Source organism: Micromonospora sp. NBRC 110009, assembly GCF_030518795.1.
Classification (GTDB): domain Bacteria; phylum Actinomycetota; class Actinomycetes; order Mycobacteriales; family Micromonosporaceae; genus Micromonospora.
Window position 1 is genome coordinate 3,958,014 of the sequence record NZ_CP130427.1, and the last position, 14,229, is coordinate 3,972,242.

Annotated in this window: 14 protein-coding genes and 2 pseudogenes; 8 read left to right on the forward strand and 8 right to left on the reverse strand. The window is 73.4% G+C overall.

Annotated elements, in window-relative coordinates:
• Positions 1-72: 72 nt before the first annotated feature.
• The 3 genes from Q2K19_RS19015 to Q2K19_RS19025 form a co-directional block, all read right to left on the reverse strand.
• Entirely contained in the window at positions 73-957 is an 885-nt protein-coding gene (locus tag Q2K19_RS19015) for an aminoglycoside phosphotransferase family protein (RefSeq protein ID WP_302762643.1), read from the reverse strand.
• 181 nt (positions 958-1,138) lie between these two features.
• A complete protein-coding gene (locus Q2K19_RS19020) occupies positions 1,139-1,918 on the reverse strand; it encodes an SDR family oxidoreductase (protein ID WP_302762645.1) in 780 nt (259 codons plus the stop codon).
• Positions 1,919-2,806: 888 nt separating this feature from the next.
• Positions 2,807-3,229, reverse strand: a complete 423-nt coding sequence (locus Q2K19_RS19025) for a hypothetical protein (protein WP_302762646.1) — start codon at positions 3,227-3,229, stop codon at positions 2,807-2,809.
• Positions 3,230-3,597: 368 nt separating this feature from the next.
• Here Q2K19_RS19025 and Q2K19_RS19030 point away from each other — a divergent pair, with 368 nt between their 5' ends.
• The 4 genes from Q2K19_RS19030 to Q2K19_RS19045 all read left to right on the forward strand — a co-directional run bounded on the left by Q2K19_RS19030 (position 3,598) and on the right by Q2K19_RS19045 (position 8,262).
• The gene (locus Q2K19_RS19030) at positions 3,598-4,887 is read left to right on the forward strand and encodes an MFS transporter (RefSeq protein WP_302762647.1); all 1,290 of its coding nucleotides are present in this window, start codon (positions 3,598-3,600) and stop codon (positions 4,885-4,887) included.
• 279 nt (positions 4,888-5,166) lie between these two features.
• Entirely contained in the window at positions 5,167-6,657 is a 1,491-nt protein-coding gene (locus tag Q2K19_RS19035) for an NCS2 family permease (RefSeq protein ID WP_302762649.1), read from the forward strand.
• A gap of 226 nt (positions 6,658-6,883) precedes the next feature.
• On the forward strand, positions 6,884-7,366 hold the full coding sequence (locus tag Q2K19_RS19040; protein WP_302762651.1) for a GNAT family N-acetyltransferase: 483 nt from the start codon (positions 6,884-6,886) through the stop codon (positions 7,364-7,366).
• 98 nt (positions 7,367-7,464) lie between these two features.
• Positions 7,465-8,262 (forward strand): alpha/beta fold hydrolase, encoded by a 798-nt coding sequence (locus Q2K19_RS19045; RefSeq protein ID WP_302762652.1) that lies wholly within the window; start codon positions 7,465-7,467, stop codon positions 8,260-8,262.
• Positions 8,263-8,338: 76 nt separating this feature from the next.
• Here the strand turns inward: Q2K19_RS19045 and Q2K19_RS19050 are convergent, their stop codons facing one another.
• The 3 genes and pseudogenes from Q2K19_RS19050 to Q2K19_RS19060 form a co-directional block, all read right to left on the reverse strand.
• Positions 8,339-9,079, reverse strand: a complete 741-nt coding sequence (locus tag Q2K19_RS19050; RefSeq protein ID WP_302762653.1) for an SDR family NAD(P)-dependent oxidoreductase — start codon at positions 9,077-9,079, stop codon at positions 8,339-8,341.
• Between the two features lie 62 nt (positions 9,080-9,141).
• On the reverse strand, positions 9,142-10,077 hold the full coding sequence (locus Q2K19_RS19055) for a phosphotransferase family protein (protein ID WP_302762654.1): 936 nt from the start codon (positions 10,075-10,077) through the stop codon (positions 9,142-9,144).
• Between the two features lie 40 nt (positions 10,078-10,117).
• Positions 10,118-10,276, reverse strand: a pseudogene (locus Q2K19_RS19060) (dihydrofolate reductase family protein); the annotation flags it as partial.
• 62 nt (positions 10,277-10,338) lie between these two features.
• Between Q2K19_RS19060 and Q2K19_RS19065 the strand changes: the two are divergent.
• On the forward strand, positions 10,339-10,563 hold the full coding sequence (locus Q2K19_RS19065; RefSeq protein WP_368046150.1) for a hypothetical protein: 225 nt from the start codon (positions 10,339-10,341) through the stop codon (positions 10,561-10,563).
• A gap of 73 nt (positions 10,564-10,636) precedes the next feature.
• The gene (locus Q2K19_RS19070) at positions 10,637-11,788 is read left to right on the forward strand and encodes a polysaccharide pyruvyl transferase family protein (RefSeq protein WP_302762655.1); all 1,152 of its coding nucleotides are present in this window, start codon (positions 10,637-10,639) and stop codon (positions 11,786-11,788) included.
• A gap of 8 nt (positions 11,789-11,796) precedes the next feature.
• Here Q2K19_RS19070 and Q2K19_RS19075 read toward each other — a convergent pair whose 3' ends face one another.
• Positions 11,797-12,003, reverse strand: a complete 207-nt coding sequence (locus Q2K19_RS19075; protein WP_302762656.1) for a hypothetical protein — start codon at positions 12,001-12,003, stop codon at positions 11,797-11,799.
• Positions 12,004-12,086: 83 nt separating this feature from the next.
• Between Q2K19_RS19075 and Q2K19_RS19080 the strand changes: the two genes are divergently transcribed.
• Positions 12,087-12,608 (forward strand): DinB family protein, encoded by a 522-nt coding sequence (locus Q2K19_RS19080; protein ID WP_302762657.1) that lies wholly within the window; start codon positions 12,087-12,089, stop codon positions 12,606-12,608.
• Positions 12,609-12,614: 6 nt separating this feature from the next.
• On the opposite strand, the gene Q2K19_RS19085 is transcribed toward Q2K19_RS19080, so the two are convergent.
• Complete coding sequence (locus tag Q2K19_RS19085) at positions 12,615-13,487, reverse strand: carbohydrate kinase family protein (RefSeq protein ID WP_302762658.1); 873 nt, start codon at positions 13,485-13,487, stop codon at positions 12,615-12,617.
• Between the two features lie 63 nt (positions 13,488-13,550).
• On the opposite strand from Q2K19_RS19085, the pseudogene Q2K19_RS33530 reads away from it, so the two are divergent.
• Positions 13,551-14,213: pseudogene (locus tag Q2K19_RS33530) on the forward strand (ATP-dependent helicase); the annotation flags it as partial.
• Positions 14,214-14,229: the final 16 nt, after the last annotated feature.

Here is a 14,229-nt window from a genome sequence, read left to right on the forward strand (position 1 = left end):
AGCCGCGAAGGTCTGTCCCGAGATCCAGGAAGATCACTATCGGTCACCGGCCCCGCAAATGATCCGCTGCGGTCAGGCGCGCTCGGACAGGACCGCTCCCACCGCCCGCTGGGCGACGGCGTACATCGTCGGGTTGGTCTCCCGGTAGTAGGTCAGAGCGCTGATGAAGGTCAGCGCCCAACCCTTGCCGCGCGCCCACGTCGCGTCATCGAACCCGGCCGTCTCGCGGAACACGTCGCGCGAGTCGGAGTCGAGGAGTGTCCACGCCGCCATCGCATCGCAGGCGGGGTCGCCGACGCCCGCCGCGCCGAAGTCGATCAAGCCGCACAGGCGGCCGTCCTTGACAAGCACGTTGCCCGCCAGCAGGTCACCGTGGCTCCAGACGGGTGGACCGTCCCAGGCCGGCGCAGCCAGCGCCGCCTCCCAAATGGAGATGACCGCGTCGATGTCGACCATGCCACGGGCGGCCTCGGTCCACTCCCGCAGGTATTCGTCACGGCCGCTCAGCGGACCGCTGCGGTACCCGGCGCGGGCGCCGGTGGTGTCCGCCCGCCGCAGGCCGGCCACCAACTCCCCGAGGTCGGCGGCGAACCGTCGCGGATCCGTGTTGCCCCCGGTCGGGTGTTCGCCGTCGACCCAGCGGTAGACCGCCCAGGACCACGGATACCCTTCGGCCGGCCGGCCGACGGCGCACGGCTGCGGCACCGCCACCGGCAGGTGCCTCGCGAGGACAGGCAGCCACTCGTGCTCGAACTCGACCTGGTCGACCGAGTCTTCGATGCGTGGCAGCCGGACCGCGAGGTCGTCGCCGAGCCGGTAGATCGCGTTGACCGTACCGCCGGAGGGCACCGGCGTGACCGGCCGGCCCGCCCACTGTGGGAACTGCCCGGCGACCAGCCGTTGGACCAGGGCGCTGTTCGTGCGCACCTCGTCCGGGTGTAGCTGCCCAACAGACATTCCGGCCCTCCTCCGGTCGCGGATGTTCGTGCAGGCTAGCGGGACGGGTCACCGATGTCCCGCGACTTGTCTGTCGCCCGGGCTCTGAGACCCGACAGCCGGCTGCCGGCTGCCGGGCGATGTCGGGCTCTCGCCTGATGTCTGACGGAACGGCCGCGCCGTCTCAGAAGCGCGACGGTGGTCAGGAGATGCCGCCGTCGCTGTGCAGGAGCTGGCCGTTGATCCAGCCCCCGTCGGGTGAGCACAGGAACGCGACGAGGTTCGCGCAGTCCTGCGGGCGGCCGAGGCGACCGAGCGGCGTGGAGCGTAGGACGGCAGCCTTGATCTCTGCCGTCATCCAGCCGGTATCCGTTGGACCCGGATCGATGGCGTTGGCGGTCACGCCGAGGTGGGCCAGTTCTTGGGCAGCGGCCAGGGTGATCCGATCGAGAGCGCCTTTGCTGGCTCCGTACGGAAGGTTGCCGACGATGGCGTCACTGGTCAGGCTGACGATGCGTCCGGTGCCATGCGTCCCGTGGAACCGTTGGGCGTACTCGCGGATCAGGAGCCAGCTCGCCCGGGCGTTGACCGCGAAGTGACGGTCGAAACTCTCGATGCTGGTGTCGAGCAGGCCCGAGTTGACGCTCTCGCAGTGGGCGAGGACGAGCGCGCTGACCGAGCCCAGCTCCCGCTCCACGGTCTCGAAGATGGCAGCCGTGGCGTGCGGATCGCTGAGGTCGGCCTCGGTCGCGGCAGTTCGTGCCCCGTGGTCGGCGGCTTGGTCGCCGAGTTGCGTCACGGCCTCGGGATCGGCTCCCCAGGGCATCCGCTCGTCGTACGGGGTCCAGTAGGTGAATCCGACATCCCAGCCGGTCTGAGCCAGCTTCAGCACCACGGACGCAGCGATGCCGGCGCTGCGGCCGGCACCGGTCACCAGGGCGACGGGTCGATGTCGTTGATCCGTGCCAGCCACAAGCGCCATCCGCGGTCGCACCCCCTTGACCCACCATCCTTGCTGCCCACCCCAGGGCCGTCACCGGAATTACCGGCCACCCGTGGATCAAAGACGTACGGGAACATCGGCAAATCGGAAGGAAGGGCTGTTGGGCGTCGGCGCGTAGGACAACCCGCCGGTGTCGGTGAAGTTCGTGGAGCCGAGCAAGCGCTGACTGAGCCGAGGTCGTGCCATTCAGGTGCACCCGGATGCCGTCGAAGCGTAACCACGCGTCGGCGCTGACCGGGTCGATGCCCAAGCCGTCCGAGTCACCCGTCAGCGTGGCGCAGGCATGAATCCACAGATCCCGCTGCTCCACGATTTCCAGGTCGATGAGGTCGTACTGGTGATGTTCGAAGAAGTAGACGCTGGCCTCGGCAGGTTCGCCGGCGCTCCGAACCGCTTGGCCTGCCATGCCGCGCCAACTGGACACGGGGATGGGCAACCACTCGATGTCCAGGAAGATCGGGCTGGTCCCGTGGTCCCGGGTCACCTCCGTGAAGGGAAAGCGGAAGCTGCAGGTCAAGGCTGGCGGCAGCCCGATCCTCGGGTTGTCGAACAGCAGCCCGCCCCACGTTCCCCCTTCGTCCGGGAGAAGCTCTCGGACGTCCAGGGCATCCTCGTCGTCAGCCTCCCTGATCACGGCGGGAGTCTCCCACATAGCTCTGCACGGACGCCGCGGGCCTGGAATCATCTGTCGTCACCTGAGGATTCCGCCGCTGCCCGCGACGCCAGGTCCAGACAGGAGCGGTACGCGGCAGACCGTCACGGCGACCAGGACTACGTACGGCGGCGCCATCAGTCCAACGGCGGCGCGCCGTGAACAGCGGAAACCGGGGTCGCGAACGGGGACGGACACTGCCGGACGAAGCGCCTTCAGGCCGGCCGCGGTCCGGCCGGCGGCCGTCGTAGCTCGTACGGGAACGGCCAGTTGCGCAGCAGGAGTTCCGCAAGCGCCACCGCCTCGTGCGGATCGGTCGTCTCCTGCACAATCGTCGCCCGTTCCAGGTGGCTGAATACCTGTCCCCACCAGACCAGGTATCGGGCTGGACCCGCGGCGACGCCGATGCTCACGGGTGGCGGCAGGTTGTTGCAGAGCGGTCCGTCGAACCGGAGCAGGAACATGCTGATGTACGGCGGGAACCGGGCCAGCGAGCTGCCTGCGGCCGCCCGCACCAACGGACCCATGATCGCCGGGTAGTGCGGGTGGTGCACTCGGGCGAGGGCGTCGTCTCGCTCGGCCCGGGAGAGCAGCGCCGCCCACTCATCGGCGTGGTGATCCCATGCGGCTGGCTCCACGTCGCCAATCTAGGCCGACCGATCCGCCTCGGGCGAGCGTCCCTGGCAGCCGGCACCAGCGGCGACCTGACCTCAGGTCGTGCAGCCGGCGTCAGGGCAGCCGCAGTCGCTGTGCCGGTGGCGGTATTGCTGTCGGTCGCTGAGCACCCGTAGCTCCCGGTCCGTTGCTGGTCGTCCGCGACCGGGTGGGTCAGCGGTAGCAGTGCCAGGCGTACGCGTCGTTCGGGTTCGACGTGCTGGCGTAGGCGCCCGAATCGTTGGTGTCCCGGTAGGCGGGTCACGGACCGGACGCCGCGCGCCCGGGGCGAGGAGTGCCTGGCGGCCGGTCCGGACTGCGGGGGGAGACGAGCGCGCACTACCGTCCGATCATGACGCGGTTGTTCGGCCACCCCGGGTACGCGCGATTCTGGACGGCCGACACGGTCTCCACGTTCGGGACCTACCTGACGACCGTCGCGTTGCCGATCCTGGCGATCGTCGCACTGGACGCCAGCGACACCGAGGTGGGCCTGGTCAACGGCGCGCGCTGGACGCCGTACCTGCTCTTCGGCCTGCTGGCCGGGGTGATCGCCGACCGCTACCGACGGCGGCCGATCCTCGTCGCCACCGACCTGGCCCGCGCGGCGCTGCTGGCCCTCATCGCGGTGCTCGCGCTGCTCGGCACGCTGGGCATGCCCCTGCTGCTGGTCCTGGTCGCCGCGTTCGGCGCGCTGTCGCTGCTCTACGAGGCCGCCCACCAGTCCTACCTGCCCCGGCTCGTCCCGCCCGCCGCCCTGACCCGGGCGAACGCGCGGATGGAGCAGAGCGCCTCGCTGGCGCAGACCACCGGTCCGTTTCTCGGCGGGGCGGTCGTGGCGGCGGCCGGCGCCCCCGTGGCGATGCTGGTCGACGCGGGGTCATATCTGGCCTCCGGGCTGTTGCTGGCGACGATCCGCCGGCCGGAGCCGGCGCCGACGCCGGAGCGCCGCCACCTCGGGCGGGAGCTGCGGGAGGGACTGTCCTGGGTCTACCGGCACCGGGTGCTGGCGCCGTACGCGCTCACCCTGCACGCCCGCTTCCTCTTCGCCAGCATGGCCTCCACCGCGTTCACGCTCCTCGTCGTACGCGGACTCGACCCGCGGCTGCCGGCGGAGCGGGCGGCGGTGGGGCTCGGGCTGGTGCTGGCCCTCGGCGGCGTCGGCGCGGTCGTCGGCAACGGGCTGTCCCACCGCGTGGGTCGGTGGGGCGCCGGGCGGGCGATCCTGCTGGAGCGGGTGGTCGAGCCGCTGGGCTGGGCCCTCGCCGCGCTCGCCGGGACCGGCACCGCCGGCTGGGTCATGGTCGGCGCGGCGCAGTTCGTCATCTGGCTCGCGCTGGGAATCAGCGGGCCCAACGAGATGGGCTATCGGCAGGCCGTCACGCCGGACCGCCTGCAGGGCCGGATGAACGCCACCATCCGGTCGCTGAACTGGGGCATGCTGACCGTCGGCGCGCCGGTCGGCGGCCTCCTCGCCGCGCACCTGGGGCACCGGCCGGCGATCGGGGTCGCGGTCGCCGGCATGGCGGTCGCCGCCGCGATCGCCGTCCGCTCTCCGCTGCGGGACGCCCGTCATCCCGGGGTCGACCCGACGCCGGGCGTCGACCCGACGCCGACCGCGGAGCCGGTCGCCGGGCCGTGACGCGATGATCGGCTGCGGCGGATGGGCAGTCGTCCGGAGTGACCTTGGCCACCCTCGCCGAGGGTGAGGCGTAGGGGCAGGTCATCTGCCGTTGGCCGGTGGTTAAAGTGGGCGTGCGAAGTCGCTCCCCGGACCGGGGTGCGACTTCGTAGTGCTTCACGGGATCCGTGGAGCCCAGCCGTCCCGACGTTCTCCGGGCCAACCGAATCGGGACGACTGCACCCCCACCGCCCGGCCGGCGCGTCCGGCGGGCCAACCCGGAACGGAGTAAGCCACGCCATGAGCGTGACTACGCAGGATCCTGCTGCCCCGGTCGAGCCGGCGGAACCCGCCGAAGGCGGCCGCCTCGACCGCTTCTTCGAGATCACCCGACGGGGCTCGTCGGTCAAGCGCGAGGTGCTCGCCGGCCTCACCACCTTCGCGACGATGGCCTACATCGTCGTGCTCAACCCGCTGATCATCGGCACCGCACCGGACAAGGACGGCAACCTGCTCGGCATCGCGCCGGTCGCCGGGGTCACCGCCCTCGTCGCCGCGGTCATGACGATCATGATGGGCATCGTCGGCCGGGTGCCGTTCGCCGTGGCGACCGGCCTGGGCCTGAACGCCTTCGTCGCGTACGCGGTCGCCTCCCAGATGACCTGGGCCGAGGCGATGGGCCTGGTGGTGATCGAAGGTCTGATCATCACCGTGCTGGTGCTGACCGGCTTCCGGAAGGCCGTCTTCCGGGCCATCCCCGCCGAGCTGAAGGCCGCCATCGCGGCCGGTATCGGCCTGTTCATCGCGCTGATCGGCTTCGTCGACGGCGGCCTGGTCCGGCGGATTCCCGACGCGGCCGGCACCACCGTCCCGGTGCAGCTCGGCGGCGACGGCACGCTGCGCGGCTGGACCACGGTCGTCTTCCTGGTCGGCCTGCTGGTCACCGGCATCCTGGTCGCCAAGAAGGTGAAGGCCGGCGTGCTGATCGGCATCGTCGCCACCACGGTCGTCGCGGTGATCGTCAACGCGGTCGCCAAGCCCGGCCCGGCGTTCGTCGACGGCAAGCCCAACCCGGAGGGGTGGCGGCTCAACGTCCCGACCCTGCCGGACCCGCTGGTCAAGGCGCCCGACCTGCACCTGCTCGGCAACGTGTCGTTCAGCGCGTTCGCGCACGTCGGCGTGATGACCGCGCTGCTGCTGGTCTTCACCCTGGTGCTCGCCGACTTCTTCGACGTGATGGGCACCACCGTCGGCCTGGCCAAGCAGGCCAACCTGGCCACCGAGGACGGCACCGACATGCCCCGCCTGGGCAAGGTGCTCTTCGTCGACGGTGTCGCCGCGGTCGCCGGCGGCGCCGGCAGCGCCTCCTCGGCCACCACGTACGTGGAGTCGTCCTCGGGCATCGCGGACGGTGGGCGTACCGGTCTGACCAGCGTGGTCACCGGCCTGCTCTTCCTCGGCGCGCTGCTGCTCACCCCGCTGGTGTCGCTGGTGCCGAGCGAGGCCGCCGGCCCGGCCCTCGTGGTCGTCGGCGCGCTGATGATCCGCCAGGTCAAGGACATCGACTTCACCGACGTGGGCGTCGCCGTTCCGGCGTTCCTGACCATGACCCTCATGCCGTTCACCTACTCGATCACCAACGGCATCGGCGCCGGCTTCGTCAGCTGGGTGGCGATCCGGGTCGCGCAGGGCAAGGCCCGACAGATCCACCCGCTGCTGTGGGCCGTCGCCGTCGCGTTCGTGATCTACTTCGGCATCAACCTGGTCAAGGCCGTCACCGGCGTCGGCTGACCGGTCGTCCGTCGCGCCCCCGCTGCCGCCCGGCCCGAGGCAGCGGGGGCGCGGCGTATCCGGATCATGGGCTAGAGTGCCTTCGCGCGGACACGCGACCGTCGTGGGCGCAGGGGAGCTGAGGCCATGGACCGCCATGAGCTTCCTCCACCATGCCGTTTTCCGGGTCGCGCTTCCTGACTGACTCACCGCGACCCGGGTCGCTCCACGACCTTGGAGAATCGCGTTGTCGTCAATTGACCTGATCACCGACCGCCTCGTACTGCGTCCCTGGCCGGCCGAGGAGGCCGCCGCCGTCGTCGCCGGTGAGCGGCGCCCGCACTGGGCCGCGGACTTTCCCGCCGCCGGCGACCGGCTGATCGCCGGCTTGCTCACCCGGAAGCCGGAACAGCCCCACGGCCACCGCCTGATGATCGAGCGGGAGACCGGCCTGACCGTCGGCGCCATCGGCCTTAAGTTGCCGCTCGTCGACGGTTCGGTCGAGTTTGGCTACGGCGTCGTCCCGTCCCGGCGCTGCCGGGGCTACACCACCGAGGCCGCCCGGGCCCTCGTGGCCCACGCCCGCACCCTCCCCGGGGTGGTGCGGGTGTATGCCACCGTGGACCCGGCCAACGTGCCGTCGGTCCGGGTGCTGGAGAAGGCCGGCCTGCGCCCGGACGGCGTCGTCGACAGCGACGAAGGGCCGCTGCACCGGTACGTCGCCGAATAACAACCGCACCCGCAGGGTCGGTCCTGCGTCCCGGCGGTGGGGCGACCCGCCGCCGGGACGGCCCTCGTTGTACGGGTAGGCGAGCAGACGGGAGAGGCATGAGCTACGCCGACGTCAACGGGGTGTGGCTCTGGTACGAGAGCCACGGGAGCGGCCATCCGCTGGTGCTGCTGCACGGCGGGTACGGGTCGGTGGACATGTTCGCCCCGATCCTGCCCGCCCTCGCCGCGCGCCGGCGGGTGATCGCGGTCGACCTCCAGGGGCACGGCCGCACCGCCGACGTGGACCGCCCGCTGCGGTACGAGTCGATGGCCGACGACGTCGCCGGGCTGCTGCGCCACCTCGACCTTGCCGAGGCTGACCTGCTCGGCTACTCCCTCGGCGGCGGGGTGGCCCTGCGTACCGCGATCCAGCACCCCGACCTGGTCCGCCGCCTGGTGCTGGTCTCCACGCCCTGCCGCCGCCAGGGCTGGTATCCCGAGGTGCTGGCCGCGATGGCCGGCCACGGCGAGCAGGTCGCCGAGCAGATGCGCGGCACCCCGCCGCACGAGCTGTACGCGCGGGTGGCGCCGCGTCCGCAGGACTGGCCGCGGCTCTGGGTCAAGACCGGCGAGCTGCTGCGTCGCGAGTACGACTGGTCGGCCGAGGTGGCCGCCCTGCCGATGCCGGTGCTGCTGGTCTACGCAGACGCCGACTCGATCCCGGTCCGTCACGCGGCGGAGTTCTTCGGGCTGCTCGGCGGCGGGCACCGGGACGCCGGCTGGGACGGCGCCGACCGACCGCTGTCCCGGCTGGCCGTGCTGCCCGGCCTGACGCATGACGAAATCGCCGGGTCACCGGCGCTGCCCGGCGTCGTGCTGCCCTTCCTCACCCACGGGCTGCGCCCGCCCGACTGATCACCCGGCGGACAGCGAGGCCACCCGTCGTCCAGCTCGGGCGGGTGCGGACGGATCCGCAGCCACCCGCTCCGGATCAGATGGCGAAACCGCCGTCGGCGTCGAGCACGGCACCCGTGACGTACCCGGCGTCCGGGCCGGCGAGGTGGGCCACCACGGCGGCGATCTCCGTGGGTGCCGCGTACCGGCCCAGGGCGGTGAGACCCGCGATGGCCTCGGCGTTCGGGCCGTCCGCCGGGTTGGCGTCGGTGTCCGTGGGGCCGGGGTTCACCAGGTTGACGGTGATGCCCCGGGGCCCCAGCTCGCGGCCGAGTCCCTTGGTCAGCCCGACCAGCGCGGTCTTGCTCATCGAATAGAGCGCCAGGCCCGGGAAGGGGGCACGGCGCGCCACGTTGCTGCCGATGCTGATGATCCGGCCGCCTTCGCCCAGGTGCCGGGCGGCGGCCTGAGCCGCCAGGTACGGTGCCCGGACGTTGACCGCGAGCGTCCGGTCCACCTCCTCGGCACCCAGCTCGCCGACCGGTCCGACCAGGAAGACGGCCGCGTTGTTCACCAGGATGTCCAGCCGACCCAGCTCGGCGGCGGTGCGGTCCACCGCCGCGCGGACCGCCTCGGGGTCGGCGCTGTCGGCCTGCACCACCAGCGCGCGCCGGCCGGTCGCCTCGATCTGTTTGCCCACCATCGCGGCCTGCTCCGCGTTGCGTTCGTAGGTCAGGGCCACGTCGGCGCCCTCGCCCGCCAGGCGCCGGGCGATGGCGGCGCCGATGCCCCGCGCGCCCCCGGTGACCAGGGCGACCTTCCCGTCGAGTGTGTTCATACGACCAGCCTCGCGCGGGGGCGCGGCCAGGTCTGGCGGCGATCGGACGACGCGTTCGGGGGTCAGCTGAGCCGGCGGGCCAGCCAGCGCAGCAGCGCGTCGCCCTGGCGGCGCTGGAACGCCCGTACCGTCGGGATGCCGGGTGGCGGTGGCCACCGGGCGGCGTCGAGGAAGAAGCCGACGAAGCCGGCCAGCACCCCGGTCACGTCGGCCGGGTCCACGCCGGCGGTGAGCGGCCGGGCGCGCAGCAGCGCCTCGGGGTCGTGCCCGCCGTACACCTGCACGTTGATCAGGATCATCAGGCTGTCCAGCCAGGCCGGGCCGCGACAGGCCCACGGCCAGTCGACCACGGTGACCGTCCCGTCCGGGCCAACCAGCAGGTTGTCGGCCCGGACGTCGAGGTGGCTCAGGGTCTCCCCGGCCAGCGCGGCGAGCCCGCGCGCGGCGGCGGCGCCCAGCTCCGGCAGCCGCGCCCGGGCCCACGGATCCAGGTCGGCCGGCGGGTCCTCGACGATCCGCCCCCAACCGGCGAAGTCCGGGGCGAGCTGCTCGGCGGCGGTGGGGACGGTCGGCACCGGCGCCGGGGTGAGCGCGACCGCCATCGCCTCCAGGGTGGACAGCACGGCGGCCAGCTCCCGGGCGTCCCACGGCGTCACCGGGTGCCGGCCGTCGACGTCGGTGAAGGCCAGCGCCACCCAGTCGCCGTCGTCGTAGCTGCCGAGCAGCCGGGGCGCCGGTGCGGTCGGCGGCAGGGCGGCGGCGACCAGCGCCTCAGTGCGGTGCAGGGTGGGGCTGCGGTCGTTCTGGGCCGGGCTGACCGCCTTGACGAAGGCCCGCCGGCCGCCGGCGGTGCGCACCCGGTCGGCGGTGCCGGGGGAGAAGCCGCCCCGCTGCGACACCGCCGCCACCACCCGGTCGCCGAGGATCTCCTCGACCGCCGCCCGGACGTGGTCGGGCAGGTCGGTCCAGTGGATCCGGGTCTTCGTCGGGTTCGTCACCACCCCACCGTCGCGGACACCGCCCGGCGGGGGCAACCGGTTACCGGGCCGCGGCGGCGTAGCGGAGGACGACCACTCCACTGTCGAACGGCCGGGTCTCGACCAGGGTGAACCGGTGCGGCGCGAAGCCCCGGTCGGCGAGCGGGACGCCGCTGCCGACCACCACCGGGCTGAGCTTGACCACCAGCTCGTCGACCTCGCGAGCCCGACCTCACCCGGGCCCTGTTCGAGCTGCGGCTGGAGGCGTCCCGCCGGCCCGACCTGCGCGGCGCGCTCGGCGACGTGCTCCGCCGGGGGTACGCCGACGACGTGGCCTTCCACGTCGCCGCCGGGCTGCCCGGCGGGGCGTTCGAGGTGGCCCTGCTGCACTACGCGGTGGACGGGCTCCTGCTCGACCTGCTCACCACCTCCGTCGACGCCGGGTTCGACGTCGAGCAGGTGGTTTCCGCCCTGGTCTCCCGCCTGGTCGAGTCCGCCACCGGTTGACGGCGATCCGCCCAGGGTTGTCCCCCGGCGCAGCGGGAAACCGGCGCGGGACGCCCCTGGGGAGGAGCGACGGATGACGGATGACACCGACCTGACCATCGGTGTGCTCGGCTCGTACGGCGGTCGCAACCTCGGTGACGAGGCGATCCTCAGCGGCCTCCTGGCCGACCTGCGCCAGCAGGAGCCGAACGCCCGGATCGTCGTCTTCTCGCGGAACCCGGCGCACACCGCACTGGCCCACCCCGACGTGGAGGCGGTGCCCTGGGAGGGCGTCAGCCGGGCGGACTCGTCGCAGATCCTGGGTCAGCTCGACCTGCTCATCCTCGGCGGCGGCGGCATCCTCTACGACCGGGAGGCCCGCCGCTACCTGCGGGTGGTCCGGGTCGCCCAGGAGCGCGGCCTGCCCCTGCTCACCTACGCGGTCGGCGTCGGCCCGCTCAGCGACGGCGTGGACACCGGCATGGTGCGGGAGACGCTGGCGGGCGCCGCCGAGCTGACCGTACGCGACCAGGAGTCCCGGATGGTGCTGGAGGAGGCCGGGCTGACCAACCCGATCACCGTCACCGCCGACCCGGCGTTCCTGCTGGAACCGGAGAAGTTCCTGGCGAGCTGGCTGCGCGAGGAGGGCGTGCCGTCCGGCCAGCGGCTGGTCGGGTTGAGCGTCCGGGAGCCGGGCCGGGCCGCGGAACGCCTCGACGTGGACGGCTACCACCGGCTGCTCGCTCAGATCGCCGACTTCCTCGTGCACCGCATCGACGCGTACGTGCTCTTCGTGCCGATGGAGCGCGACGACATCCGGCACTCGCACGGGGTGATGTCGCACATGGTCGCCGCCGAGCGGGGCCGGATCCTGCACAACGACTACTCGCCCCGGCAGGTGCTCGGCCTGATGGAGCACTTCGACCTCGCGGTCGGCATGCGCCTGCACTTTCTGATCTTCGCCGCCATGATGGGCACGCCGTTCCTGCCCCTGCCGTACGCCGGAAAAGTCTTCGACCTGGCCCAGCGGCTCGGGGTGCCGGCGCTGCGCGGCTTGGAACGCGAGGTGGAGGGCCCGCTGCTGGCCGAGGTGGACCAGTTGTGGGACGAGCGGGAGGCGCGGGCGGAGGAGACCGCCCGGCGGGTGGCCGAGGCGTGTGAACAGGCCCGGGGCACCTCCCACGTCACCCGGGGCGTGCTGGAGAGCATCCGGTCGCGCACCCTGACGCGGGCGGGCGTGGCCTGAGCGCGACGTCAGACCGCCGGGCCCCGCCAGGTGTAGATCCACGGACGGCCGGCCTGGTCGTCCGACTCCAGTTCGTAGATCTGGGCCTCGGCCAGCCCCTCCGGGCCGAGGTGGTGGTGGGTCAGCGGCGGCCGGTCGTTGCTGTCCAGCTCGACGGTGACGGTCTCGCCGTCGGCCGCGCCGCCCACCAGGGGGATCTGCACCGTTGATGCCATGCGCCCATCCTGCCCCGGAGATCGCCGGTGCGCAGCGGATAGCGGGGCAGCGGGCTAGCCGTACGCGGGACTAGGGTCCGGAGATGGCGGACACCACGATCGACCCCACGCTCGGTCCCGTCCTCGCCCGCACCGGCGACGAGCGGGCCGTGCTCGAATCGTTCCTCGACTTCCACCGGGCCATCGTGCTGCGCAAGGCGCGCGGCCTCCCGCACGCCGAGGCCTGCCGGCGCCTGGTGCCCTCCCTGACCACCCTCGCCGGCCTGCTCAAGCACCTGGCGCTGGTCGAGCGGAACTGGTTCCCCTGCCTGTTCGCGCCGGAGCCGGGCGACGTCTACCTCACCACCGAGGAGGAGGCCCGGGCCAGCTTCACCCTCGAGCCGGGCGAGACGGTCGAGACCCTGGCAGCGGCGTACGAGGCGGCCTGCGCCCGCTCCCGGACCGTCGCCGCGCGGTTCGACCTGGACCACGTGGTGCCGCACCCGCAGCTCGGCGAGGTGTCGCTGCGCTGGGTGCTGGTGCACCTGATCGAGGAGACCGCCCGGCACGCCGGGCACGCGGACATCCTCCGCGAGCTGACCGACGGCGAGACCGGGGCGCTCTGAGGCGGCTCAGTCCCGGGGCAGCAGCCCCGGCGGATACTCCATCCCGTCGTGGGTGCAGGCCGCGGCGGCCACCCGGGCGGCGTACCGGGCCGCGTCGAGCGGGGCGGCGCCGCGCAGCCGGGCGGCGATCAGGCCGGCGGCGAAGGCGTCGCCGGCGCCGTTGGTGTCCACCACCGGGGCCGGCGGGGTGGTCGCGGGCACCCGGACCGGCGGGGTGTCCGGGGCGTGCAGGGTCGCGCCGGCCGCCCCACCGGTCACCAGCACGGTCCGGGGCGCCAGCCCCGCCGCCACCTTGCCGGCCCGGTCGCCGAGCCGGACGTCGCTGACGAAGACCAGGTCGGCCGCCTCGGCGAAGGGGTGGTGGTAGTCGTTCTCGCCGTCCCAGTCGTGCAGGTCGGTGGAGAGGCGCACGCCGTCGGGGAGCCCCGCGCGCAGGACCGGCAGCGCGTCCCGGGCCCAATCCATGATCGACAGGTGCACGTGCGCGGCCTCCCGGACCAGCGCGGTCAGCTCCACCGCGGCGAACGGCGCCGGCCCCGACCACGGGCGCGGGTCGTAGAGGGACATCCGGCGGCCGGCCGGATCCACCATGTTCACCGACCGGCGGGTGCCGGCCGGGGCGTCGGCCAGCACGGTGCGGACCGAGGTGCGGGCCAGCGCCGCCCGGACCACGTCGCCGGCCGGGTCCGCGCCCAACACGTCGACCAGCGCCACCCGCAGGCCCAGGGCGTGCGCGGCGAGCGCCACCCCGGCACCGGTGTTGCCGATCCGCAGCTCAATCGGGGGCACGGCCAGCGAGTCGGCGACCGGCAGCGGCAGCGCGGGCACCTGGGCGCGGATGTCGACGCCGAGGCCACCGATCACGAGCAGATCGACCATGGCGCCGACAGTAGTCCGCCCCGGCCGCCTATCCTGGCCCCGGGCGTCGATGAGGGGGAGTGCGTGCTGGTCATCCACGGGTTGTGGCTGTCCGGCGTCGGGCTCGCCGTGTGGGGCGAGGAGAGCAGCCGCCCGGACCGGGCGCCCCGCCGGCCCGGCCGCGCCCCGCGCGAGCGGCCGCACCCCTTCGCCGCCGACCCCGCCGCCCTGACCGCCGCGCTCGGCGGGCCGCCGGCCACGCCGGCCTCCGTGCTGCTCACCCTGCCCACCCGGGCCGGCTCGCCGGTGGGTTCGCCCGAGCTGGTCCGGACCACCGTCGGGGAACCGGTCCGCGGCCCGGTCACCCTCGCCGGCTGGCGGGTCCCCGCCCTGGGGTACGCCCCGGACGCCGCGTACGCCCTGCTCGGGGAGCTGGACCCGCGCGACGCCGTGGTGGGGGCGAGCCTGCGCCACCTCGCCGAACTGGCCGAGTTCGCCGCCGACCTGGTCAGCCGTGGTCGGGTGCTGCCCGGCGTGACCGCCCGACCCGACCCGGTGCCGCCGGCCGACCCCGACGGCCTCGGCGCCATGCCGGCCGACCGACCCCGACGGCACCTGCGCCCGGTGGACGACGCCGACGCGGTGACCGCGCGTGCGGTCTGGCGGCCCCTGCTCACCGGCTCGGACGCGGCCTGGGCGCGGTCGCTCGCCCTCGCCCTGCCGCCGGCCGCCCGCGCCGCCGTCGAATGGGAGATCCCGCCAC